Origin of the sequence: Streptomyces araujoniae, assembly GCF_050871195.1 — a bacterium.
In the GTDB taxonomy this organism is placed as follows: Bacteria; Actinomycetota; Actinomycetes; order Streptomycetales; family Streptomycetaceae; genus Streptomyces; species Streptomyces bacillaris.
This window is the reverse complement of the sequence record NZ_CP194070.1, coordinates 1,635,363-1,656,945: the sequence shown is the minus strand read 5'-3', so window position 1 is coordinate 1,656,945 and position 21,583 is coordinate 1,635,363. Positions and strand designations below refer to the sequence as shown.

Here is a 21,583-nt window from a genome sequence, read left to right as displayed (position 1 = left end):
CCTTGTTCAGTTGGGGTGGGTCGGGGCGCGGGTCAGATCCGGTGCGGGCAGCGACGGGAGGTGGCGGATGACCGCGGTCTCCCGGCGCAGCAGCGTCAGCTCCTCGCGGAGCCGGGTCGCGGTGTCCGGGGCCTGGAGGAGGCGCTGCTTGGTGGGGGTGTCCAGGACGGTGGCCGCCGCGACCAGGTAGGAGACGACGGAGGGGTCGTCGGGCAGGTCGGAGCCGGTGGAGAGCGAGCGTTCGCTCGCCCCGGCCAGCCGCTTCTGGTACGCGCGGAACGCCCGCAGGACGCCCTCCGCGAGCGCACCGGCCTCGTCCGCCTCGTCCTCGGCGGGCGGCTCCTCGGTGACCTCCTCGACCTCGGCGGTCAGATACGGGCCGCTCGTGTCGACCGAGAGGAGCCGTACCCGGGTGGTGCCGGTGGCCAGGATCTCGAAGCTGCCGTCCGCGCGCTCCCGGATGGTCGCCGCGTCGGCCACGCAGCCCACCCGGTGGAAGGTCTGGATCGGGTCGGGGCCGAAGCCCTCGGCGGGGGCGCGCTCGGCGGGGGGCGGGGAGGCGACGGGGTCCGGCATGCCGGTGCCCGTCACGGCGGTCTCGCGGCCGTCGCGGATCGCGACCACGACGAAGCGGCGAGGTTCGTCCTCGTCGCTCTTCAGCAGCTCCCGCATCATGGCGCGATACCGCTCCTCGAAGACGTTGAGCGGCAGGACGAGGCCGGGGAACAGCACCACGTTGAGCGGGAAAAGGGGAAGACGGGCGGTGGTCACAACGCTCAAGCGTAATGGCCGCGCGGCCGTCCGCGGCCGGCCCGGTCGCGCAAGGGGGTCGCGGAGGCCACCTGGAGCCGTGCGCCGTCCCGCGCGTCGAGGAACCGGCCCAGGGCGTCGTCGGAGACCGAGGACCACGGGAACGACGTCGCGTGCTGCCCGATCAGCGTGAACTGGTCCAGCGCCTCGGCCCAGCGGCCCCGGGCGAGGAGCACGTAGGTGAGGAGGTTGCGGACCTCGGCGGGCCACGGGTCGCCGGGCCGGTAGGCGGCCGACAGCCGGATGGCGGTGTCCGCCGCCGCGTCGATCCGGTCCTCCAGTACGGAGGTGGTGCGGCCGAGTGCCTGGGTGTCCAGGAGCAGGGCGAAGGCGGCCCGCACCGGCAGGGCCTGCACCAGGGAGTCGGGCAGGGCGTCCTCCGCGGCCCGCTCGGCGAAGTCGAAGCACTCGCGGTGCGAGCCGTACCAGGCGGCGGAGAGGTAGCGGAGCGCCGCCACATGGCAGCCGTAGTGGTGCGCGGAGCGCCGTACCGCCTGCTCCCACAGCGACTCGAAGGCGGTGTGCGTGGCGTGGCTGCCCCGGGCGTGGTCCAGGGCGAGCCGCCAGGGCACCGGGTCGCGCGGGTCCGCCTCGGCGGCGGCCGTGATCAGCGGGCCCACCTCGTGCAGCCGCTCGGCGCGGGCGGGCGACTCCCAGGCCCGGCGGACCGCCAGCTCCGCCTTGACCAGCAGGGCGTCGGGGTCGCGCGGGGCGGCGGCCAGCCAGTCGGTGAGCCAGCCGTCCCGGTGGCGGGCGAAGGTGGTGAGCCGCCCGAGATAGCGGTCGCGGTTCTCCCAGTCGGCGGCGTCCCGCGTGGCGGAGAGGAGTGCGGCGGCCGGTCCGTGGTCGCCGAGGGCGGCCGCCACCAGCGCCGGGGAGAGCCGCTCGTCGGGGGCGTCGAGCAGCACGGCGTCGTCCGCGGGCAGTCCGGCCGACAGCGGAGGGCTGTGCCGGAGCATGCGCGCGGTGCTGATGAGAGCGCGAAGGAAGGCCATGGTGCAGACCATTGAAAAGCGCTGGTGAGGGCCGCGCCAGGGGGGCGCTGTGAAGCTTCTGTGCCGAGTGGATGGGTTGTACCGGAGCGGGTCAAGAAAGAGCAAAGGAAAGGTGCGGGGGTGGCTTGAATGTGACCTGGAGGTCACCGCCGGGCCCTGGGCGAGGCCGCTCCCGAACCCCTCCGGCGCCCCGGTCCCGGGCGCCCCGAGCCGTCCGTCCGGCCTCTCCCGTCACCCCCGGCGCAGCAGCCGCGAGGCCCCCGCGGCCACCGTCGTGGCCAATATCCACCCCACCAGCACCAGACCGGCCGCCGCCCACTGCCAGCCGCCCTCCATCCGCCAGTAGCCGTCCTGGCCGAGATTGATCACCGGGATCAGAAGGTCCAGCGCGTAGAGCGCCGGATTCCACAGCGGCGACTCGTCGTCCTTGATCGGCGCCGGTTCGCACCGCGAGAACGCCGCCGTCCCCGCCGCCCACAGCACCGCCATCCACACCAGCGCCCGCCCAGGCCGGTACCCGTACGCCACCGCCCAGTCCTGGAGGAACCCCCACGCCTTCGCGGCCGGCGGCAGCGTCTCCCGGCGGCGGCGCTGCTTGGCCAGCAGCACCTCCCGCGCGTCCGCGTCCTCGCCGCTGCCGCGCAGCACCGTCGCGAGGCGCTCGTACGGCTCGGGGACGTACTCCGGGGTCGCCGCCGACACCCACTCCAGTCGCCGCGAGAGCGGGAAGTGGCCGTACGGGACGAGGTTCTCGTAGACGAAACCGCCCATCGCCAGACCGCCGGGGCCCGGCCAGCTGGTGGACAGGTCGATCAGGGTCACCACCTTCGCCCCGTTCAGCACGACCCGCCCCTCCTCCGGGCGCTCCGCGTTGAACCGCAGCTCCGGCGTGACGATCCGGCGCAGCGACAGCTCCTCCTGCCGGGTCATCGCGAACCGGGCCTTGTGCAGGTCCACCGCGTCCCCGAACCGCCCGTCGTCCAGCCGCACCCCGCCCTTGCACTCGAAGATCTGCGACCGGGTCCCGCGCGCCGGTGTCGGGGCGTAGACCACGCCGTACGGGGGAGTCGTGCCCTGGTTCCCCGTCTCGACGCTCACCCACGCCTCGGTCATGTAGAGCGTGCGCTCCACCGTCAGCTGCGGGGCGTTCAGCGCGCGCCGCTCCTCCGCCGCCCGCAGATGGCTGCCGCGCAGGCTCAGCGAACCGCCCACCTTCGCCCCGCGCAGGCTCAGCTCCCCGTGCGTCTCGATCATCTCGGCCTGGAGGTCCTGGGCCACCGACATGCCGTCCCCGACGAACGCCCTGCCGCGCCGGTCGGGCCCCACGCTCAACTGGTTGATCAGCAGGTCGGTGCCGATCTGGGCGTCGGTGAGCCGGATTCCCCGGTCGATCCGGCAGCGCGGCAGATGCAGGTCGCCCTCCGTGTGCAGCCGGGCCGCCTCCAGCCGGGGCAGCAGGCACCCCACCATCCGCAACGTCGTGAAGTGGCACTCCGGCAGCACCACCTCCTGCTCGAACCGGCACCCCGTCAGCTCCACGTACGGCGAGACCCGCCCGCCCGCCAGGTCCAGCTTCCCGGTGATCCGCACCCCCCGGAGCTTGAGCGCCGCCACCCGGCCCGGCCGCGGCGGCGGCCCGCTCAGCAGCAGCCGCGCCACCGTCCGGGCGCCGACACTCCGCTCGGGCCCCCAGACGTGCCGGGTGAACGGATCGTTGCGGGTGGGGTCGTAGGTGCGTAAGTCGTAGGTGGTCCCGTTGCGGAAGGACTGCCACATGCCCAGCTCCGCTGCGCTGAGGCCGTCCGGGATGTCGCCTTCGTGCGGCTCGGTCACGGCCGCTCCCTCCGTGCACACATGCTGTAGTGCTGTTCTGCCCGTTGCGTAACGGCGTGAAAGCTCTTGGTCAGCAGTGACAACAGGTGCGGCCGGAGTTGGCCGAGACACGTATCAGCCGGAGATACGGGCGACCCATGTATCAGCCAGTGATACGGGCGACCGGGCGTCCGGAGCGGTCTGCGAGAATTGCGGGGTGATCTCTCGAATCGATCTGCGCGGCGACGCCCTCCCCGAGGGTGCTGCCCTGCGCGACCTGCTGCCCCGTGCCGAGTTCGACGTGGAAGCCGCCCTGGAGACGGTGCGGCCCATCTGCGAGGACGTACGCCATCGTGGCTCCGCGGCAGTGATCGAGTGGGGGGAGAAGCTCGACGGTGTCCGGATCTCGTCGGTCCGGGTGCCCGCCGAGGCGCTGACGAAGGCCCTGGAGGAGCTGGACCCGGCCGTCCGCGCGGCCCTGGAGGAGTCGATCCGCCGCGCCCGCCTCGTCCACCGCGAGCAGCGCCGCACCACGCACACCACCCAGGTCGTCCCCGGCGGCACCGTCACCGAGAAGTGGGTCCCCGTCGAGCGCGTCGGGCTCTACGTCCCCGGCGGCCGCTCGGTCTACCCCTCCTCCGTCGTGATGAACGTCGTCCCGGCCCAGGAGGCGGGCGTCGAGGGCGTCGCCGTGGCCTCCCCGCCGCAGAAGGACTTCGACGGCCTCCCGCACCCCACGATCCTCGCCGCCTGCGCCCTGCTCGGCGTGGACGAGGTGTACGCGGCCGGGGGCGCCCAGGCCGTCGCGATGTTCGCGTACGGCACCGAGGACTGCGCCCCGGTCAACCTGGTCACCGGCCCCGGCAACATCTACGTCGCCGCCGCCAAGCGCCTCCTCAAGGGCCGCATCGGCATCGACGCCGAGGCCGGGCCCACCGAGATCGCCATCCTCGCCGACGCCACCGCCGACCCGGTGCACGTCGCCGCCGACCTGATCAGCCAGGCCGAGCACGACCCGATGGCCGCCGCCGTCCTGGTCACCGACTCCGCGGAGCTGGCCGCCGCCACCGAGGCCGAGCTGGTCCCCCAGGTCGCCGCCACCAAGCACGTCACCGACCGCATCGAGCCCGCGCTCGCCGGCCGCCAGTCCGCGATCGTCCTGGTCTCCTCGGTGGAGGACGGCCTCAAGGTCGTCGACGCGTACGGTGCCGAGCACCTGGAGATCCAGACCGCCGACGCCGCCGCCGTCGCCGACCGGGTCCGCAACGCCGGAGCGATCTTCGTCGGCCCCTGGGCCCCCGTCTCCCTGGGCGACTACTGCGCCGGCTCCAACCACGTCCTGCCCACCGGCGGCTGCGCCTGCCACTCCTCGGGCCTGTCCGTGCAGTCCTTCCTGCGCGGCATCCACATCGTCGACTACAGCCGCGACGCGCTCGCCGAGGTCACCCACCACGTCGTGACCCTCGCCGAGGCGGAGGACCTCCCCGCCCACGGCGCGGCGCTGAAGGCACGGTTCGGATGGAAGGTCCCCCAGCAGTGACGAACGCCGGCACCACCCCCCGCAACCCCTGGGACGAACTCCCCATCCGGGACGAGCTGCGGGGCAAGTCCCCGTACGGAGCCCCCCAGCTCGACGTCCCCGTACGCCTCAACACCAACGAGAATCCGTATCCGCTCCCCGAGGCCCTGGTCGACCGGATCGCGGAGCGGGTCCGCGAGGCCGCCCGCGACCTCAACCGCTACCCCGACCGGGACGCGGTGGAGCTCCGCACCGAGCTGGCCCGCTACCTCACCCGCACCGCCGGGCACCGGGTGACGGCGGCCAACGTCTGGGCCGCCAACGGCTCCAACGAGGTCCTCCAGCAGCTGCTCCAGACCTTCGGCGGGCCCGGCCGCACCGCGATCGGCTTCGAACCCTCGTACTCGATGCACGCCCTGATCTCCCGGGGCACCGGCACCGGCTGGATCTCCGGCCCGCGCGGCGAGGACTTCACCATCGACGTGGCGGCCGCCCGCACCGCCATCGCCGAGCGCCGCCCCGAGGTCGTCTTCATCACCTCGCCCAACAACCCCACCGGCACCGCCGTCGACGCCGAGACCGTCCTCGCCCTCCACGACGCCGCACAGGCCGCCGGTCCGTCGATCGTCGTCGTCGACGAGGCGTACGGAGAGTTCAGCCACCGCCCCTCGCTGCTCCCGCTGATCGAGGGCCGCCGCAACCTGATCGTCTCGCGGACCATGTCCAAGGCGTTCGGCGCGGCCGGGCTGCGCCTGGGCTACCTCGCCGCCGACCCGGCCGTGGTCGACGCGGTCCAGCTGGTGCGGCTGCCGTACCACCTCTCCTCCGTCACCCAGGCCACCGCGCTCGCCGCCCTGGAGCACACCGATACGCTGCTGGGGTACGTCGCGCAGCTCAAGAGCGAGCGCGACCGGCTGGTGGCCGAGCTGCGGGCCATCGGCTACGAGGTCACCGAGTCGGACGCCAACTTCGTCCAGTTCGGCCGCTTCGACGACAGCCACGCCGTCTGGCAGCGGATCCTCGACCGGGGCGTCCTGGTCCGGGACAACGGCGTACCGGGATGGCTGCGGGTCACCGCAGGAACCCCGGCCGAGAACGACGCGTTCCTCGATGCGGTACGCGAACTCAAGAAGGAGCACGACGCATGAGCCCCCGCGTAGGCCGCGTGGAACGCACCACCAAGGAAACGTCCGTGCTCGTCGAGATCAACCTCGACGGCAGCGGAAAGGTCGATGTCGCCACCGGGGTCGGCTTCTACGACCACATGCTCGACCAGCTCGGCCGCCACGGCCTCTTCGACCTCACCGTCAAGACCGAGGGCGACCTGCACATCGACACCCACCACACCATCGAGGACACCGCCCTCGCGCTCGGCGCCGCCTTCAAGCAGGCCCTCGGCGACAAGGTCGGCATCTACCGCTTCGGCAACTGCACCGTCCCGCTGGACGAGTCGCTCGCCCAGGTCACCGTCGACCTCTCCGGCCGCCCCTACCTGGTCCACACCGAGCCCGAGAACATGGCCCCGATGATCGGGACCTACGACACGACGATGACCCGGCACATCTTCGAGTCCTTCGTCGCCCAGGCCCAGGTGGCCCTGCACATCCACGTCCCGTACGGGCGCAACGCCCACCACATCGTGGAGTGCCAGTTCAAGGCGCTCGCCCGCGCCCTGCGGTACGCCTCCGAGCGCGACCCGCGCGCCGCCGGCATCCTGCCCTCCACGAAGGGCGCCCTGTGACCGGCCTCAGCACCCTCCTGATCGTCGTCGGCCTCTTCCTGGCCGGTGGCGTCTACTCCTTCTCGAAGCAGGGGATGCCCAAGGGCGTCATCGTGCTGCTGTCCATCGGCTCCGTGATGTGCCTGGTGGCGGGCATCCTGCGGATCCAGGGCCTGTGGGACTGAGGGACAGACCATGACTGACACCAAGAAGGTCGTCGTCTTCGACTACGGCTTCGGCAACGTCCGCTCCGCCGAGCGCGCCCTCGCCCACGTCGGCGCCGACGTCGAGATCACCCGCGACTTCGACCGCGCGATGGCCGCCGACGGGCTGCTCGTCCCCGGCGTCGGCGCCTTCTCCGCCTGCATGGACGGGCTGAAGCGGGCCCGCGGCGACTGGATCATCGGCCGCAGGCTCTCCGGCGGCCGCCCCGTGATGGGGATCTGCGTCGGGATGCAGATCCTCTTCGAGAAGGGCATCGAGCACGGCGTGGAGACCGAGGGCCTGGACGAATGGCCCGGTACGGTCGGCCCTCTGAAGGCCGACGTCGTCCCGCACATGGGGTGGAACACGGTGGAGGCCCCCGGGGACTCCCGGCTCTTCGCGGGCCTGGACCCCGAGGCCCGCTTCTACTTCGTGCACTCCTACGCGGCGCACGACTGGTCCCTGGAGATCACCAACGCCAAGATCCGTGCCCCCAAGGTCACTTGGGCCACGCACGGCGAACGGTTCGTGGCCGCCGTGGAGAACGGCGCGCTCTGGGCCACCCAGTTCCACCCCGAGAAGTCCGGCGATGCCGGCGCCCAGCTGCTGACCAACTGGATCGAGACGCTGTAATGCCGAAGCTTGAACTGCTCCCCGCCGTCGACGTCCGCGACGGCCAGGCCGTCCGCCTCGTCCACGGCGAGTCCGGCTCCGAGACCTCCTACGGCTCCCCGCTGGACGCCGCCCTCGCCTGGCAGTCGGCCGGGGCCGAGTGGCTGCACCTCGTCGACCTGGACGCCGCCTTCGGCACCGGGGACAACCGGGACGTGATCTCCGAGGTCACCGGCGCCATGGACATCAAGGTCGAGCTGTCCGGCGGCATCCGCGACGACGCCTCCCTGGAGGCCGCCCTCGCCACCGGCTGCCGCCGCGTCAACCTCGGCACCGCCGCCCTGGAGTCCCCGGAGTGGGTCGCCAAGATCATCGCCGAGCACGGCGACAGGATCGCCGTCGGCCTGGACGTCCGGGGCACCACCCTGCGCGGCCGCGGCTGGACCCGCGACGGAGGCGACCTCTACGAGACCCTCGCCCGCCTCGACGCCGAGGGCTGCGCCCGGTACGTCGTCACGGACATCGCCAAGGACGGCACCCTGGAAGGCCCCAACCTGGGCCTCCTGCGCGACGTCTGCGCGGTCACCGACCGCCCGGTCGTCGCCTCCGGCGGCGTCTCGTCCCTGGACGACCTGCGGGCGATCTCCCTCCTCGTCCCCGAAGGCGTCGAGGGCGCGATCGTCGGCAAGGCGCTGTACGCGAAGGCGTTCACGCTGGAAGAGGCGCTGAAGGCGGTCGCCGTATGACGGACGCCTCGTCCGCCGTGCGCCGGATCTCCACCGGCGCGCCCTGGGAGGAGAAGTTCGGCTACTCCCGCGCGGTCGAACTCCCGGGCGGCCTCGTCCTGGTGGCCGGCTGCACCTCCGTGGTGAACGGCCAGATCGCCGCCGGCTCCCCGTACGAGCAGGCCATCACCTCCTTCGACGTCGCCTTCGCCGCGCTGGAACAGGTGGGCCTGGGCCGCGAGGACGTCGTCCGTACGCGGATGTACATCACCCACGCCCGGGACGTGGACGAGGTCGGCCGCGCCCACAAGGAGCTGTTCGACGCCGTACGCCCGGTCGCCACGATGCTCATCGTGTCCGGGTTCGTCGACCCGAGCCTGGTCGTCGAGGTCGAGGTCGAGGCCTACCGAGGAGGTGCGAAGTGACCCTGGCCGTACGGGTCATCCCCTGCCTGGACGTCGACAACGGCCGGGTCGTCAAGGGCGTCAACTTCCAGAACCTGCGCGACGCGGGCGACCCCGTCGAGATGGCGAAGCTGTACGACGCCGAGGGCGCCGACGAGCTGACCTTCCTCGACATCACCGCCTCCAGCGGCGACCGCGAGACGACGTACGACGTGGTCCGCCGCACCGCCGAGCAGGTCTTCATCCCGCTCACGGTCGGCGGCGGCGTCCGCACCCCCGACGACGTGGACAAGCTGCTGCGCGCGGGGGCGGACAAGGTCGGCGTCAACACCGCCGCCATCGCCCGCCCCGACCTCATCCGCGAGATCGCGGAACGCTTCGGCCGCCAGGTCCTGGTGCTCTCGGTCGACGCCCGCCGCACCCCGGAGGGCACCTTCGAGGTCACCACCCACGGCGGACGCAAGGGCACCGGCATCGACGCCGTCGAGTGGGCCCACCGGGCCGCCGAGCTGGGCGCGGGCGAGATCCTGCTCAACTCGATGGACGCGGACGGCACGAAGGACGGGTACGACACCGAGATGATCGAGGCGGTACGCAAGCACGTCACCGTCCCCGTCATCGCCTCCGGCGGCGCGGGCCGCCTCGCCGACTTCGCCCCGGCCATCGAGGCGGGCGCGGACGCGGTGCTCGCCGCGTCGGTGTTCCACTTCGGTGACCTGCGGATCTCCGAGGTCAAAGACGCGCTGCGGGAGGCGGGACACCCGGTCCGCTGAGGCTTCCCGGCGGGTGTGGTCGTGGTCCGGCGGGACTTTCCCGGCGGGTGTGGTCGTGGTCCGGCGGGACTTTCCCGGCGGGTGTGGTCGTGGTCCGCTGAGGCTTCCCGGCGGGACCTTCCCGGCAGGCGTGGTCGTGGTCCGGCGAGGCCTCTCGGCCGTGTCGTCGCGGTCCGCCGGAACCTTTCGGCGGTATCACCGGTCCGTCAAGACCGGTGATACCGCCGATGCGCGTTCACGGGCCGCACGGTGAGAGTGGCGACCGCCGACGAACCCCGACGGCAGCCACGCGATGCGCCCGGCGGCCCCCGGACGACGGGCCCCGGGCCTCGCGTGGTGTGGTTCCCGCCCCCACCGAGAGGATCCCCCCGTGCCCCAGCGCCTCCTCCCCGCACGCAGGCCGGCCCCGAGCCCGAGCCGCCCCCGTACGCTGACGGGCCTGCTGACCGCCGCCGCGGCCGCCACCGGTCTCCTGCTGACCGCCCTGGCCCCCGGCGCCCAGGCGACCACTGCCGCCGCCAACCCCTACGAGCGCGGCCCGGCCCCCACCAACGCCTCCATCGAGGCGACCCGCGGCCCGTACGCCACCTCCCAGACCTCCGTCTCCTCGCTCCTCGTGAGCGGCTTCGGCGGCGGCACCATCTACTACCCGACCTCCACCGCCGACGGCACCTTCGGCGCGGTCGTCATCTCGCCCGGCTTCACCGCCTACCAGTCCTCCATTGCCTGGCTCGGCCCGCGCCTGGCGTCCCAAGGGTTCGTGGTCTTCACCATCGACACCAACACCACGCTCGACCAGCCGGACAGCCGGGGCCGTCAGCTCCTGTCCGCGCTGGACTACCTGACCCAGCGCAGTTCGGTACGGACCCGGGTCGACGCGACCCGGCTGGGCGTGATGGGCCACTCGATGGGCGGCGGTGGCTCCCTCGAAGCCGCCAAGAGCCGTACGTCCCTGAAGGCGGCGATCCCGCTGACCGGCTGGAACACCGACAAGACCTGGCCCGAACTGCGCACGCCCACCCTGGTGGTGGGCGCGGACGGGGACACGGTCGCGCCGGTCGCCACCCACTCGAAGCCGTTCTACGAGTCGCTGCCCGGCTCGCTGGACAAGGCGTACCTGGAGCTGCGCGGCGCCTCGCACTTCACGCCGAACTCGTCCAACACCACGATCGCGAAGTACAGCCTTTCGTGGCTGAAGCGCTTCATCGACAGTGACACCCGCTACGAGCAGTTCCTCTGCCCGATCCCCCGGCCGAGCCTCACCATCGCGGAGTACCGGGGCACCTGCCCGCACACGTCGTAGAACGGCCCCTTCCGGCGGCTCCGGCCGAGGCCCCCGCCCGGACCCGGGCTCCGGCGCTGTGCCCGCGCACAGCGCCGGAGCCGTCCGGCTGGGAGTCCGCACCGCTCGGACGGGGTGACCGGACGCGTGCCTTCCACGGTCGTCCGGGCGACCGTACGGTGCCGACGTGACCTCATCGACGACCGTGCGCAGTCCGCACCGGCTGTACGGCCGCGGCGGTGAACTTGCCATCATCCAGGGGCTGTTGGCCCGGCTGTGGCAGGGTGACGGCGGTGCGCTCGTGCTGGCGGCACCGCCGGGCCTCGGCCGTACGGCGCTGCTGCGCGAGGCGGTGGCCGCGCATCGCTCGCGGGGGCCGGTGCTGTACGCGACGGCGTCGGCCGCCGGGCCCGGTGCTGCCGCCACTGCCACCACCAGAGCCACCGCCTGGCCCGACGGTGCCGCCTCGGCCCACCTCGCCGGGCCGGTCGACCCCACTGCCCCGGCCGACCAGGCCGCGCGCGCCCTCCACACCGCAGCTGCCGACCGCACCCTGCCGGTCCCGGCGCCCGAGCCCCACACCGCCGGCCCCCTCACCCCCGAGGAACTGCTCGCCCGGCTCAGGGACGGGAGCACCGGCCGACCGCTCCTGGTCTGCGCCGACGACGCGCACCTCTGGGACCCGGCCTCCCGTACCGCCCTCGCCGCCGCGGCCCGCCGCCTCGGTCCGGGCAGTGGGCTCGCCGTCCTCATCGCGGCCGACGAGGGCTCCGCCTTCGCCGGGCTGCCCACCCGCCGTCTCGGCCCGCTGGACGAGGACGCGTCGGCCGCGCTTCTGGACCGGCTGGCCGGAGCGGGAGCCGGAGTTGGGGCCGGGAGCGGAGCCGGAGCGGGAGCCGGGGTCGGAGTCGGGATCGGGGCGGGAGCCGGGGCCGGGGCGGGAGTCGGGATCGGAGCCGGAGTCGCCACGGGCCCGCTCGACCCGGTCGTCCGTGCCGAACTGCTGCGGGAGGCGGCGGGGAATCCCCGCCTTCTCGCCGGGCTCCTCGGACGCCTCACCCCCGGCCAGCTCACCGGCCGCACCCCGCTGCCCTGCCCGCTGCCCGGGGCCGAAGGCGTGCTGGAGGCGTACGCGTACCGGCTGGACGCACTCCAGGCGCCCGCCCGGGCCCTGCTCCTGCTGGCGGCCGCGGCCCAGGAGCACGAGCCCGTCGGCGCGGGGGCGGACGCGTTGCTCCTGCTGCGCGCCGGCACCCGGGCCGGGCTGCCCCGCGCCTTCCTGGACGACGCCCTGCCCGGTTCCGCCGCGACCGAGGGGCTGCTGCGACGGGCGGGGAGCCGGGTCCACTTCAGCCCGCCCCTGGCCGCCCGCGCGGTCCTGCACCACACGCCTCCGGCCCGCCGCCGCGCCGCCCACGAACTGCTCGCCGCGCTGCTGGGGGAGGCGGGCGGGCGGGCCGGAGCGCTCGCCGCCCTCGCGCAGCGGGCCTGTGCCGCGCCGGGCCCGGACCACGCGCTCGCCGCCCGGCTGGAGGCGGCGGCCACCACCCCGTACTCCCACGCCGAACGCTCCTCCGCCCTCGCCCGCGCCGCCGCCCTCACCCCCGATCCGCCGCTGCGCTCGGCCCGGTTCGCCGCAGCCGCCGAGCAGGCGGCCCACGCGGGCGACCCGGACCGGGCCCGTGCCCTGCTGGCCCGCACGGCCGCCCCGGCGGGAACGGGGCCGGGCCACGGCCTCGCGCCGCCGCCGACGGGTGGGCCGGGGCTCGCCCCCTACGTCCACGGGCTGCTCGCCCTGCGCTCGGGCCCCGCCGTCGACGCCTACGAAGCCCTCCTGGCCGCCGCCGCGCTGCTCGCGCCGCACGATCCCGGCCGGGCCCTCCACGCGCTGCTCGGGGCGGCCGAAGCCGCCTGGGCGCGGGGGGACGCGGACGGGTACCTGGAGGCCATGGGACGCGTGGACCCCGCCCCGTACGGCGACGCCTTCGCCTCCTACCGGGCGGGCATGTGCGCCGTGCTCGCCGGGCGGACCGCCGAGGGCCACGCCCTGCTCCGGCGCTGCCTCGCCCCGGACGGGACCGCCGAGGGGCGCCCGCTCCACCGCCGGCCCCTCGATCCGCACCGGGCCGCCGAGGGGTATCCCCTCCGCAGGCCCCTCGGCCCGGGCCGGACCGCCGACCCCGCCGGGCTCCTGCGGGCCGGAGCCGCCGCGCTCGTCCTCGGGGAGGTGGCCGCCGCCTGCCGTGTCGGGGCGCGGGCGCTCGGGGCCGTACGGACCGGGGGGCCCGAGGCGCTGCTGCCGCAGGCTCTGGAATACCTCGCCTACGCCGAGCTGCGGGCCGGGCTCCACGCGGCGGCCCGCGCCCATGCCCTGGAGGGGCTGCACGCCGCACGGCGGACCGGGCAGCCCAACAGCTCCGTCCGGCTCCACGCCGTCCTGGCCCTCGCCGCCTCCGTCGAAGGGCCCGCCGAGGCCTGTGCCGCCCACTGCGACGCCGCGCTGGCCGGTGCCGTACCGCACGGGCTCACCCAGCCCGCGACCCTCGCCACCTGGGCACGCGCCCGCGCCGACCTGGCCGCCGGACGGCCCGAGGAGGCCGCCGCCCGGCTCGGGCCGCTGGTGCGCCCCGGGCCCCGGCAGGGGCACTTCGCCGTCCGGATGCTCGCCGTGCCCTGTTACGTCGAGGCCGTCGCCCTCGGTGGGAGCGGCAGTCAACTGTCGTCCGTCATCGACGAGTTCGCCGCCTGGGCCGGGCGCACCGCCGATCCCCAGGCCGCCGCCCAGCTCGCCCGCTGCCGCGCCCTGCTGGCCCCCGCCGACGCGGCCGACGCCCGGTACGCGGAAGCCCTCGCCCACCACGACCGGGCGGGCGGCGACTTCGAACGGGCCCGCACCCTGCTCCTGTACGGGCAGTGGCTGCGCCGCCGTCGCCGCACCCGGGAGGCCCGCACCCCGCTGCGCGACGCGCTCGTCGCCTTCCAGCGCTGTTCGGCCCGCGCCTGGGCCGAGCGGGCGGGCGGGGAGTTACGGGCGGCGGGGGAGCCGGTCGCCGGGGCGGCAGGGGAGACGGGCGGCGGGGTGCTCGCCGCGCTCACCCCGCAACAGCAGCGCATCGCCCGCTGCGTCGCCGAAGGGGCCACCAACCGCGAGATCGCGCTCCGGCTCTCGCTCAGCCCGCGCACGGTCGACCACCACCTCCGCAACGTCTTCGCCGCGCTCTCCATCCGCTCCCGCACCGAACTGGCCCGGCTGCTCGGCCCCCGGACGCTCCGGTCCCCGCGGACCCCGCAGCGGCCGTGACGGGCGGGCGGAGGGCGCAGGGGCCGTGACGGGCGGGTGGACGGGTGGTTGCCAGACCGTGATGACAAGTTCCGCGCAGACCCCTAGGTACCGACCGGGCGGTATGCCATTCTGCGGGCGTCAGGATCGCCCGGCCGCGCCCGCCCCCCCGCCGGGCCGGGTGCTCCGAGCCGGCCGCTCGCGCGGCCGGCCGATCTCCGGTGGAGGCCGCCATGCCCCAGCTCGTCCGTCCGCGGTTCGCGGTGCTGCACGGCACGCACCCCGCGGCGCCGTTGCCCCAGCGCTTCCGTTCCCTGGCCGACCGCGAGGCCGTCGAGGTGCTGCACCGGGCCGCCCGGGTCCTCGTCGCCTCGCTGCCGGCCCTCACCGACCGGCTCGTGGAGGCCCTGTACGAGCAGGAGCCCGGCTACCGGGCGGCCATCGACGCGGACCGGTCCGAGGTCTGGCAGGAGGTCCACCACTCCCTGCGCCACAACGTCGGCTCGCTGCTCCAGCCCAGGGAGTTCCGCGACGCCGCCCACCGCACCTCCCGCTGGATCGGCGAGATCCGCGCCGGACAGGGCGTCCCGCTCGACGCCGTCCTGCACGCCTTCCGGATGGGCGGGGCGATGGTCTGGCAGGACCTGGTCGACGAGACGGCCCGCCGCGACCCCGACGACGTACGGCTGCTCGTCCATGTCGCCGCCGATGTGTGGAACTTCGTCGACGAGCACTGCGGCATCGTCGCGGACGCCTACCGGCAGGCCGAGCGCCGGCTGACCTGGCAGCGGGAGAACCGGCAGCGGCTGGTGATCGCGGCGCTGCTCGACGGGACCGCCCGGATCGCGGACCTCGGTGACGCGGCGGCCATGCTCGGCCTGCCGGAACAGGGGCGGTACGCGGTGCTCGCGGTGGCCTCCGTACGGCGCGGCGACCCCGGCCCCGTACGGCAGTCCCACCCGGGACCACGGCAGGGGCCCGTCCGGCCGCCGCTGAACCTGCCGACCGCCCCGCCGGGCGCCGCCCCGGGACCGGAGCCGGAGCAGCCGACCGGACCCCTTGGAGCACCGGGCGCGGCCCCTCTCCCGTACGCGGGACCGGACGCCCGCCCGGGTACGTCCCCGCTGCCCGGCACGCCCGCCACCGCCCCCCTCTGGCACACCGGATCCGACGCCGAGTTCGCCATCCTCCGGCTCACCGGCGGACCGGGCGACCCCGGCGAGCTGCACGCCATCGCCGCGGCCCTCGACGCCCCCGCCGGGACCCGGGCCGGCATCGGCTCCGCCGTCGACGGGCTGGCCGCGCTCGGGGACGCCCGGCGGCTGGCGGAGACCGCGCTGCGGGCCTGTCCGGCCTCCGGGGGCACGGTCGTGCTCGACGAGCACCTCCCGGACGCCCTCGTCGTCTCCTCGCCGGCCCTCGGCTCCGCCCTCACCACCCGGGTGCTCGGGCCACTGGACCGCCTCGACCCCGCGGACCGGGACGTCATCCTGGAGACCCTGACGGCCTGGCTCGACGCGGACGGCTCCGCCCAGCGGGCGGCCGCGCGGCTCTACTGCCACCGCAACACCGTCCTCAACCGGCTCCGCCGCTTCGAACAGCTCACGGGCCGCTGCCTCACCCGCCCCCGGGACGCCGTCGAGGTCTCCCTCGCGCTGGCGGCCCGGCGGCTCCTGGGCCCGTAGAAGCCCCCCGGACGGTCACCTCCCCGGCTCCGCCACCTCCCGCTACATCCCCAGCTCCGAGCGGTGCAGCCGGTCCACCGCCTCCTTCTCGCCCTCCACCTGCACATCCGCCGCGTCCTGCCGCCCGAAGGCGAACAGCAGCAGCTCCGAGGGCTCCCCGGTCACCGTCACCACCGGGGCGCCCTTGTGGGCCACCGCCGTGCGGCCGTCCGGGCGGCGCAGCACCAGCCCCACCGGGGAGCGGCGGCCCAGCAGCCGGGCGGTCTTCTCGGTGCGCGACCACAGCACGTCCGCGAAGACCGGGTCCAGCTCGCGCCGCGACCAGTCCGGCTGGGCCCGGCGCACGTCCTCCGCGTGGATGAAGAACTCCACCGTGTTCGCCGCCTCGTCGACCTGCTTGAGGGACATCGGGGAGAACCGGGGCGGCCCCGTCCGGACCAGCTGGATCAGCTCCTCGTACGGCTTCGCCGCGAACTCCGCCTGCACCCGCTCCAGCCGGCTCTTCAGCGCGCCGATCACCAGCCCGCCCGCCGCGTCCGCCCGGCGCTCCCGGACCACCACATGGGCGGCGAGATCGCGGGTCCTCCAGCCCTCGCACAGGGTCGGTGCCTCGGGACCGGCCGCCTCCAACAGATCGGCCAGCAGGAGACGTTCACGCTTCGCATGGGTCGACATGCCCGCCAGCGTACGACCGTCGCCCGGGGTCCGCCCAGTGGACGTCCGCCCGGAGAGCCCCCGCCACCACGGCACAATGGGCCCATGACCAGCACGCCCGGCCCCACGCCCCCCACCAGCCGCCTCGACCCCGCCATCGCCGCGCGCCTCAAGCGCGGCGCCGACGGTCTGGTCCCGGCCGTCGCCCAGCAGTACGACACCGGCGAGGTGCTGATGCTCGGCTGGATGGACGACGAGGCGCTGCACCGCACCCTCACCACGGGCCGCTGCACCTACTGGTCGCGCAGCCGCCAGGAGTACTGGGTCAAGGGCGACACCTCCGGCCACATCCAGCGGGTGAAGTCCGTCGCCCTGGACTGCGACGCCGACACCGTGCTGGTCAAGGTCGACCAGACCGGCGCCGCCTGCCACACCGGCGACCGCACCTGCTTCGACGCCGACGTCCTCACCCTCCTCGACAGCTAAGGTCCGGCCATGGATCTCGACACCTTCCGCAAGCTGGCCGTCGACCGGCGCGTCGTCCCCGTCAGCCGCCGCCTCCTCGCGGACGGCGACACCCCGGTCGGCCTCTACCGCAAGCTCGCGGCCGAGCGCCCCGGCACCTTCCTGCTGGAGTCCGCGGAGAACGGCCGCACCTGGTCGCGCTACTCCTTCATCGGCGTACGCAGCGCCGCCACCCTCACCGCCCGCGACGGCGCGGCCCACTGGCTCGGCACCCCGCCCGTCGGCGTCCCCGTCGACGGCGACCCGCTGGACGCCCTGCGCGCCACCGTCGAGACCCTGCACACCCCGCGCGACCTGGTCGAGGACGCCGGGCTGCCCCCGTTCACCGGCGGCATGGTCGGCTACCTCGGCTACGACGTCGTACGCCGCCTGGAGAAGATCGGCGAGCACGGCGGCGACGACCTGAAGCTGCCGGAGCTGACCATGCTCCTCACCTCGGACCTCGCCGTGCTCGACCACCAGAACGGCACCGTCCAGCTGATCGCCAACGCGATCAACCACAACGACCTCTCCACCGGCGTCGACGAGGCGTACGCGGACGCCGTCGCCCGGCTCGACGCGATGGAGCAGGACCTGCGCCGCCCGGTCGAGAACGCCCCCGCCCTCCTGCCCCCCTCCGAGCTGCCCCCGTACACCGCGCTCTGGGGCGGCGCCTCCTACCAGGAGGCGGTGGAGGACATCAAGGAGCGCATCCGCGCGGGCGAGGCCTTCCAGGTCGTGCCCTCGCAGCGCTTCGAGACCCCGTGCACGGCGAGCGCCCTGGACGTCTACCGGGTGCTGCGGGCCACCAACCCCTCCCCGTACATGTACCTCTTCCGCTTCGACGGGTTCGACGTCGTCGGCTCCAGCCCCGAGGCCCTGGTCAAGGTCGAGGGCGGCCGGGCGATGGTCCACCCGATCGCCGGGACCCGGCACCGGGGCGCCACCCCGCAGGAGGACCAGGCGCTCGCGGAGGAGCTGCTCGCCGACCCCAAGGAGCGCGCCGAGCACCTGATGCTCGTCGACCTCGGCCGCAACGACCTGGGCCGGGTCTGCGAGCCGGGCAGCGTGGAGGTCGTCGACTTCATGTCGATCGAGCGCTACTCCCACGTGATGCACATCGTCTCCACCGTCACCGGCCGCGTCACCGAGGACCGCACCGCCTTCGACGTCCTCACCGCCTGCTTCCCCGCGGGCACCCTCTCCGGCGCCCCCAAGCCCCGCGCCATGCAGATCATCGAGGAGCTGGAGCCCAGCCGCCGGGGACTGTACGGAGGGTGCGTCGGCTACCTCGACTTCGCCGGGGACTCCGACACCGCCATCGCCATCCGCACCGCCCTCCTCCGCGACGGCACCGCGTACGTGCAGGCCGGGGCGGGGGTCGTCGCCGACTCCGACCCGGTCGCTGAGGACACCGAGTGCCGCAACAAGGCCGCCGCCGTGCTGCGCGCCGTCCATACCGCCAACCGGCTCCACGACCGGTGAGGCCGTGAGGGATAGTGGATGACGTGAGTGCCGCCCCCGTACCCCAGCCCCGTGCCGTCACCGCCGACCCCGCGTCCGGAGCGCCCTCCGGGGCCGCGCCGGAGGCGGAACCCGGAGCCGCGCCCGAAACGACGGCCGCTCCCGGGCCGGAGGCGGAACCCACAACGACGGCCGGTCCCGGCGCGGACCCGGCACCGGACTCCGGCGCCGCGGCCGCCCCGGCTCCCGGTGTCGCCTCCGACTCCCCGGGCGGCGGAAGCGGCAGCCGCCGGTCGCTCGCGGCCGGGCTGCTCCTGGGCGCGGTGGGCGCGACCGTCGTCCTGCTGGCCTCCGGCCAGACCTGGGCCGAGGGCCTGGCGGCCACCGGCGGCGGGGCCCTGCCGCTGACCGCCGACGGCCAGGACGTCACCGGCGCCCCGGCCGCCCTGGCCATCGTCGGCCTGGCCGCCCTCGTCGCGGTCTTCGCCGTCCGGGGCGTCGGCCGCCGCACGGTGGCCGTCCTCCTCGCCCTCAGCGGACTCGGTGCCGCGGTCAGCGCCTGGGCAGGCGCGTCCGACAGCACCGCCCTGGACGAGCAGGCCGCCCGCACCACGGGTGACACGGCCGCCACCATCAACGCCCTCACCCACACCGCCTGGCCGTACGTCACCGCCGCCGGAGGCCTGCTGATCCTGCTCGCCGGGCTCCTCGCCCTGCGCTACGGCAGCCGCTGGCCCACCATGTCAGGCCGCTACGAACGCGACGGCACCCCGCGCCCCCGCAAGGCCCCCCGCACCGCCCCGGACCCGGACCGGCCCGAGGAACTGTGGAAGGCGCTGGACCGGGGCGAGGACCCGACCGGCTAGACACGGCTCGGACACCCCCGAGGGGTGACCCGCCGCTCACCTCCTGTTCCCCGTACGGGACAATGGAGGCGAGCCGTCCTCCGAGCGGCAGCTACAGCGACACACCGCGAACCCACAGCGCAACACCAACAAGGAGCAACTCATGGCGGGCAGCAGCCACGGACACACCCCGGCCGCCTGGACCGGTGTCATCATCTCCTTCATCGGCTTCTGCGTCGCAGGCGTCTTCATGGTCGCGGCCAACCCGCTCGGCTTCTGGGCCGGTGTCGCCGTCATCTTCGCCGGTGGCGTCGTCGGTTACGCCATGAAGCTCGCCGGTCTCGGCATGCCGAAGGAGTCCGCCGAGCTGGCGGAGGCCCGTGCCCGCGCCGGAGAGGCCCAGGTCTCCCACTGACACCCCGCCGGCCCGTCCACGCGGCCGACACGCAGCAAGGCGCAGTCCCGGTGGGGCTGCGCCTTTCCGTATGAGCGGCGACAATCACCGGGTGAACGCCTCGCCCCCGCCTTCCGCCCCCCGCCCCCCGGACCCGGCGCCGGACGCCGCACCCCAGGGCGTCGGCCCCTGGAACATGCCCCTGACCGTCTGCCCGACCCCGGACACGGCCCGCCCCCACCCAGCCGGCTTGCGGCCGCAGGACGGGACCGGGGGCGACCATCCAGCCCGTCCGGCGTTCGAGGACGGGACCCGGGACGACCCTCCAGCCCGTCCGGCGTTCGAGGACGGAAGCCTCGCGGGGGAGAGCCCGCAGCGCACAGGCCCCACGGGCGAAGGCTCCTCGCCGGTCCCCGGCCCCCACGGCCCCGGTTCCGTCCTCAAACGCCGGACGGGCTGGAGGGGAAGCGCCATGGCTCCGGAGGGGAGTCGCACGGTCCCGGAAGAAGGCCACGTGGGGGCAGACGGGCCCCGGACGGGCCGGAGGGGAAGCCACGCGGGCCCGGAAGGGCCCCGGAAGGGGTGGAAGGGCCTCGCCACCCCCCTCGGCATCCTCGCCGCCGTCGCCGGAGCCTTCGCGTACGTCGGGACCGTCGACCCCAACGAGCCCGGCCACTACCCCGTCTGCCCGCTGCTCCAGCTGACCGGCGCGTTCTGCCCCGGCTGCGGCGGCCTCCGCAGCGCCCACGCGTTCGCCCACGGCGACCTCGGGGCCGCCTTTTCGGCCAACGCGGTCGCCACCGCCGGCTACTTCCTCTTCGCCGTGGTCTGGGTGCTCTGGCTGGTCCGGGCCTGGCGCGGACAGCCGCTGCGGATCCGGTTGGCCCCCGCCTGGTGGTGGGGGATCGGCACCCTCCTCCTGGTCTTCAGCGTCGTCCGGAATCTGCCGTTCGGCTCGGCCCTGGCGCCCTGAATGCCCAGGTAGTGGGACGCGGCGTGGCCGGATGCGGGCCCCGGGGCCTCCTGCGGATACCATCGGTATGGCTGATCCTGTTCACCGTCAACCGTCCCGGAAGGGGGCCGCTCGCGTGAGTGTGCTCGACGAGATCATCGACGGCGTTCGCGCCGACCTCGCGGAGCGGCAGGCGCGCGTCAGCCTCGACGAGCTGAAGGAGCGCGCCGCCCGTGCTCCCCAGGCCAAGGACGGAGTCGCCGCCCTGCGCGGCGAGGGCGTCACCGTCATCTGCGAGGTCAAGCGCTCGTCCCCGTCCAAGGGGGCCCTGGCCGCCATCGCGGACCCCGCCGGGCTCGCCGCGGACTACGAGGCGGGCGGCGCGTCCGTCATCTCGGTGCTCACCGAGGAGCGCCGCTTCGGCGGTTCGCTCGCGGACCTGGAGGCCGTCCGCGCCAAGGTCGACATCCCGGTCCTGCGCAAGGACTTCATCGTCACCTCGTACCAGCTGTGGGAGGCGCGGGCGTACGGCGCCGACCTCGCCCTGCTGATCGTCGCCGCCCTGGACCAGGAGGCCCTGGTCTCCCTCATCGAGCGCGCCGAGTCCATCGGGCTCACCCCGCTCGTCGAGGTGCACGACGAGGACGAGGTGGAGCGCGCCGTGGACGCCGGGGCGAAGATCATCGGGGTCAACGCGCGCAACCTGAAGGACCTCAAGGTCGACCGCTCCACCTTCGAGCGCGTCGGGCCCGAGATCCCCGACCACATCGTCAAGGTCGCCGAGTCCGGCGTCCGGGGCCCGCACGACCTGATCGCGTACGCCAACGCGGGCGCCGACGCCGTCCTGGTCGGCGAGTCCCTGGTCACCGGCCGCGACCCGCGCGCCGCCGTCGCCGACCTGGTCGCCGCGGGCGCCCACCCGGCCCTCCGCCACGGCCGCGGCTGACCG

The 21,583-nt window shown here is 74.6% G+C and carries 21 protein-coding genes; 17 read left to right on the top strand and 4 right to left on the bottom strand.

Annotated features, from left to right (window positions below):
• Positions 1-6 precede the first annotated feature (6 nt).
• The 3 genes from ACQ9ZG_RS07060 to ACQ9ZG_RS07050 all read right to left on the bottom strand — a co-directional run bounded on the left by ACQ9ZG_RS07060 (position 7) and on the right by ACQ9ZG_RS07050 (position 3,638).
• On the bottom strand, positions 7-771 hold the full coding sequence (locus ACQ9ZG_RS07060) for an LON peptidase substrate-binding domain-containing protein (RefSeq protein ID WP_018486604.1): 765 nt from the start codon (positions 769-771) through the stop codon (positions 7-9).
• 5 nt (positions 772-776) lie between these two features.
• Positions 777-1,817: a hypothetical protein gene (locus ACQ9ZG_RS07055; RefSeq protein ID WP_026237259.1), complete on the bottom strand. Its 1,041-nt coding sequence runs from the start codon at positions 1,815-1,817 to the stop codon at positions 777-779.
• A gap of 219 nt (positions 1,818-2,036) precedes the next feature.
• Complete coding sequence (locus ACQ9ZG_RS07050) at positions 2,037-3,638, bottom strand: hypothetical protein (protein WP_028415643.1); 1,602 nt, start codon at positions 3,636-3,638, stop codon at positions 2,037-2,039.
• A gap of 196 nt (positions 3,639-3,834) precedes the next feature.
• Here ACQ9ZG_RS07050 and hisD point away from each other — a divergent pair, with 196 nt between their 5' ends.
• The 11 genes from hisD (at position 3,835) to ACQ9ZG_RS06995 (ending at position 15,821) form a co-directional block, all read left to right on the top strand.
• Complete coding sequence (gene hisD, locus ACQ9ZG_RS07045; protein ID WP_028415644.1) at positions 3,835-5,157, top strand: histidinol dehydrogenase; 1,323 nt, start codon at positions 3,835-3,837, stop codon at positions 5,155-5,157.
• Positions 5,154-6,284: a histidinol-phosphate transaminase gene (locus ACQ9ZG_RS07040; protein ID WP_109914772.1), complete on the top strand. Its 1,131-nt coding sequence runs from the start codon at positions 5,154-5,156 to the stop codon at positions 6,282-6,284. The genes hisD and ACQ9ZG_RS07040 overlap by 4 nt, the downstream gene beginning before the upstream one ends.
• Positions 6,281-6,877 (top strand): imidazoleglycerol-phosphate dehydratase HisB, encoded by a 597-nt coding sequence (gene hisB, locus ACQ9ZG_RS07035; RefSeq protein ID WP_032754196.1) that lies wholly within the window; start codon positions 6,281-6,283, stop codon positions 6,875-6,877. Before ACQ9ZG_RS07040 ends, hisB begins: the two co-directional genes overlap by 4 nt.
• Entirely contained in the window at positions 6,874-7,041 is a 168-nt protein-coding gene (locus ACQ9ZG_RS07030; RefSeq protein ID WP_018486598.1) for a CG2302 family histidine operon protein, read from the top strand. The genes hisB and ACQ9ZG_RS07030 overlap by 4 nt, the downstream gene beginning before the upstream one ends.
• A gap of 10 nt (positions 7,042-7,051) precedes the next feature.
• Positions 7,052-7,693 carry an imidazole glycerol phosphate synthase subunit HisH gene (gene hisH / locus ACQ9ZG_RS07025; protein ID WP_018486597.1) on the top strand — a complete coding sequence of 214 codons (642 nt, stop codon included), beginning with the start codon at positions 7,052-7,054 and terminating at the stop codon, positions 7,691-7,693.
• Complete coding sequence (gene priA / locus ACQ9ZG_RS07020) at positions 7,693-8,418, top strand: bifunctional 1-(5-phosphoribosyl)-5-((5-phosphoribosylamino)methylideneamino)imidazole-4-carboxamide isomerase/phosphoribosylanthranilate isomerase PriA (RefSeq protein WP_109914773.1); 726 nt, start codon at positions 7,693-7,695, stop codon at positions 8,416-8,418. The genes hisH and priA overlap by 1 nt, the downstream gene beginning before the upstream one ends.
• The gene (locus tag ACQ9ZG_RS07015; RefSeq protein ID WP_028415647.1) at positions 8,415-8,822 is read left to right on the top strand and encodes a RidA family protein; all 408 of its coding nucleotides are present in this window, start codon (positions 8,415-8,417) and stop codon (positions 8,820-8,822) included. The genes priA and ACQ9ZG_RS07015 overlap by 4 nt, the downstream gene beginning before the upstream one ends.
• The gene (gene hisF, locus ACQ9ZG_RS07010; protein ID WP_018486594.1) at positions 8,819-9,574 is read left to right on the top strand and encodes an imidazole glycerol phosphate synthase subunit HisF; all 756 of its coding nucleotides are present in this window, start codon (positions 8,819-8,821) and stop codon (positions 9,572-9,574) included. The genes ACQ9ZG_RS07015 and hisF overlap by 4 nt, the downstream gene beginning before the upstream one ends.
• A 370-nt stretch (positions 9,575-9,944) precedes the next feature.
• Positions 9,945-10,877: a bis(hydroxyethyl) terephthalate hydrolase gene (bdeA, locus tag ACQ9ZG_RS07005; protein ID WP_028415648.1), complete on the top strand. Its 933-nt coding sequence runs from the start codon at positions 9,945-9,947 to the stop codon at positions 10,875-10,877.
• Between the two features lie 166 nt (positions 10,878-11,043).
• Complete coding sequence (locus ACQ9ZG_RS07000) at positions 11,044-14,157, top strand: helix-turn-helix transcriptional regulator (RefSeq protein WP_499280126.1); 3,114 nt, start codon at positions 11,044-11,046, stop codon at positions 14,155-14,157.
• Between the two features lie 212 nt (positions 14,158-14,369).
• Positions 14,370-15,821, top strand: a complete 1,452-nt coding sequence (locus ACQ9ZG_RS06995; protein WP_499280124.1) for a PucR family transcriptional regulator — start codon at positions 14,370-14,372, stop codon at positions 15,819-15,821.
• A gap of 42 nt (positions 15,822-15,863) precedes the next feature.
• Here the strand turns inward: ACQ9ZG_RS06995 and ACQ9ZG_RS06990 are convergent, their stop codons facing one another.
• Entirely contained in the window at positions 15,864-16,496 is a 633-nt protein-coding gene (locus ACQ9ZG_RS06990) for a TIGR03085 family metal-binding protein (protein ID WP_028415651.1), read from the bottom strand.
• Between the two features lie 84 nt (positions 16,497-16,580).
• Between ACQ9ZG_RS06990 and hisI the strand changes: the two genes are divergently transcribed.
• From hisI to trpC, 6 genes are all read left to right on the top strand, one after another.
• Positions 16,581-16,961 (top strand): phosphoribosyl-AMP cyclohydrolase, encoded by a 381-nt coding sequence (hisI, locus tag ACQ9ZG_RS06985; protein ID WP_018486589.1) that lies wholly within the window; start codon positions 16,581-16,583, stop codon positions 16,959-16,961.
• A 9-nt stretch (positions 16,962-16,970) separates the two neighbouring features.
• On the top strand, positions 16,971-18,464 hold the full coding sequence (locus ACQ9ZG_RS06980; RefSeq protein WP_028415652.1) for an anthranilate synthase component I: 1,494 nt from the start codon (positions 16,971-16,973) through the stop codon (positions 18,462-18,464).
• A 23-nt stretch (positions 18,465-18,487) separates the two neighbouring features.
• Positions 18,488-19,309 (top strand): TIGR02234 family membrane protein, encoded by an 822-nt coding sequence (locus ACQ9ZG_RS06975; protein WP_499280123.1) that lies wholly within the window; start codon positions 18,488-18,490, stop codon positions 19,307-19,309.
• Positions 19,310-19,451: 142 nt separating this feature from the next.
• Complete coding sequence (locus tag ACQ9ZG_RS06970; protein WP_028415654.1) at positions 19,452-19,703, top strand: HGxxPAAW family protein; 252 nt, start codon at positions 19,452-19,454, stop codon at positions 19,701-19,703.
• 493 nt (positions 19,704-20,196) lie between these two features.
• Entirely contained in the window at positions 20,197-20,655 is a 459-nt protein-coding gene (locus tag ACQ9ZG_RS06965) for a DUF2752 domain-containing protein (protein ID WP_109917520.1), read from the top strand.
• 115 nt (positions 20,656-20,770) lie between these two features.
• Positions 20,771-21,580: an indole-3-glycerol phosphate synthase TrpC gene (trpC, locus tag ACQ9ZG_RS06960; RefSeq protein ID WP_026237257.1), complete on the top strand. Its 810-nt coding sequence runs from the start codon at positions 20,771-20,773 to the stop codon at positions 21,578-21,580.
• Positions 21,581-21,583: the final 3 nt, after the last annotated feature.

Excerpts from the sequence above, each read along its gene's own strand:
- ACQ9ZG_RS07015 (WP_028415647.1), top strand. The coding sequence starts at position 8,415 with ATGACGGACGCCTCGTCCGCCGTGCGCCGGATCTCCACCGGCGCGCCC.
- ACQ9ZG_RS07055 (WP_026237259.1), bottom strand. The coding sequence starts at position 1,817 with ATGGTCTGCACCATGGCCTTCCTTCGCGCTCTCATCAGCACCGCGCGC.
- hisH (WP_018486597.1), top strand. The coding sequence starts at position 7,052 with ATGACTGACACCAAGAAGGTCGTCGTCTTCGACTACGGCTTCGGCAAC.
- ACQ9ZG_RS06995 (WP_499280124.1), top strand. The coding sequence starts at position 14,370 with ATGCCCCAGCTCGTCCGTCCGCGGTTCGCGGTGCTGCACGGCACGCAC.
- hisI (WP_018486589.1), top strand. The coding sequence starts at position 16,581 with ATGACCAGCACGCCCGGCCCCACGCCCCCCACCAGCCGCCTCGACCCC.
- ACQ9ZG_RS06980 (WP_028415652.1), top strand. The coding sequence starts at position 16,971 with ATGGATCTCGACACCTTCCGCAAGCTGGCCGTCGACCGGCGCGTCGTC.
- priA (WP_109914773.1), top strand. The coding sequence starts at position 7,693 with ATGCCGAAGCTTGAACTGCTCCCCGCCGTCGACGTCCGCGACGGCCAG.
- hisB (WP_032754196.1), top strand. The coding sequence starts at position 6,281 with ATGAGCCCCCGCGTAGGCCGCGTGGAACGCACCACCAAGGAAACGTCC.
- ACQ9ZG_RS06970 (WP_028415654.1), top strand. The coding sequence starts at position 19,452 with ATGGCGGGCAGCAGCCACGGACACACCCCGGCCGCCTGGACCGGTGTC.
- ACQ9ZG_RS06990 (WP_028415651.1), bottom strand. The coding sequence starts at position 16,496 with ATGTCGACCCATGCGAAGCGTGAACGTCTCCTGCTGGCCGATCTGTTG.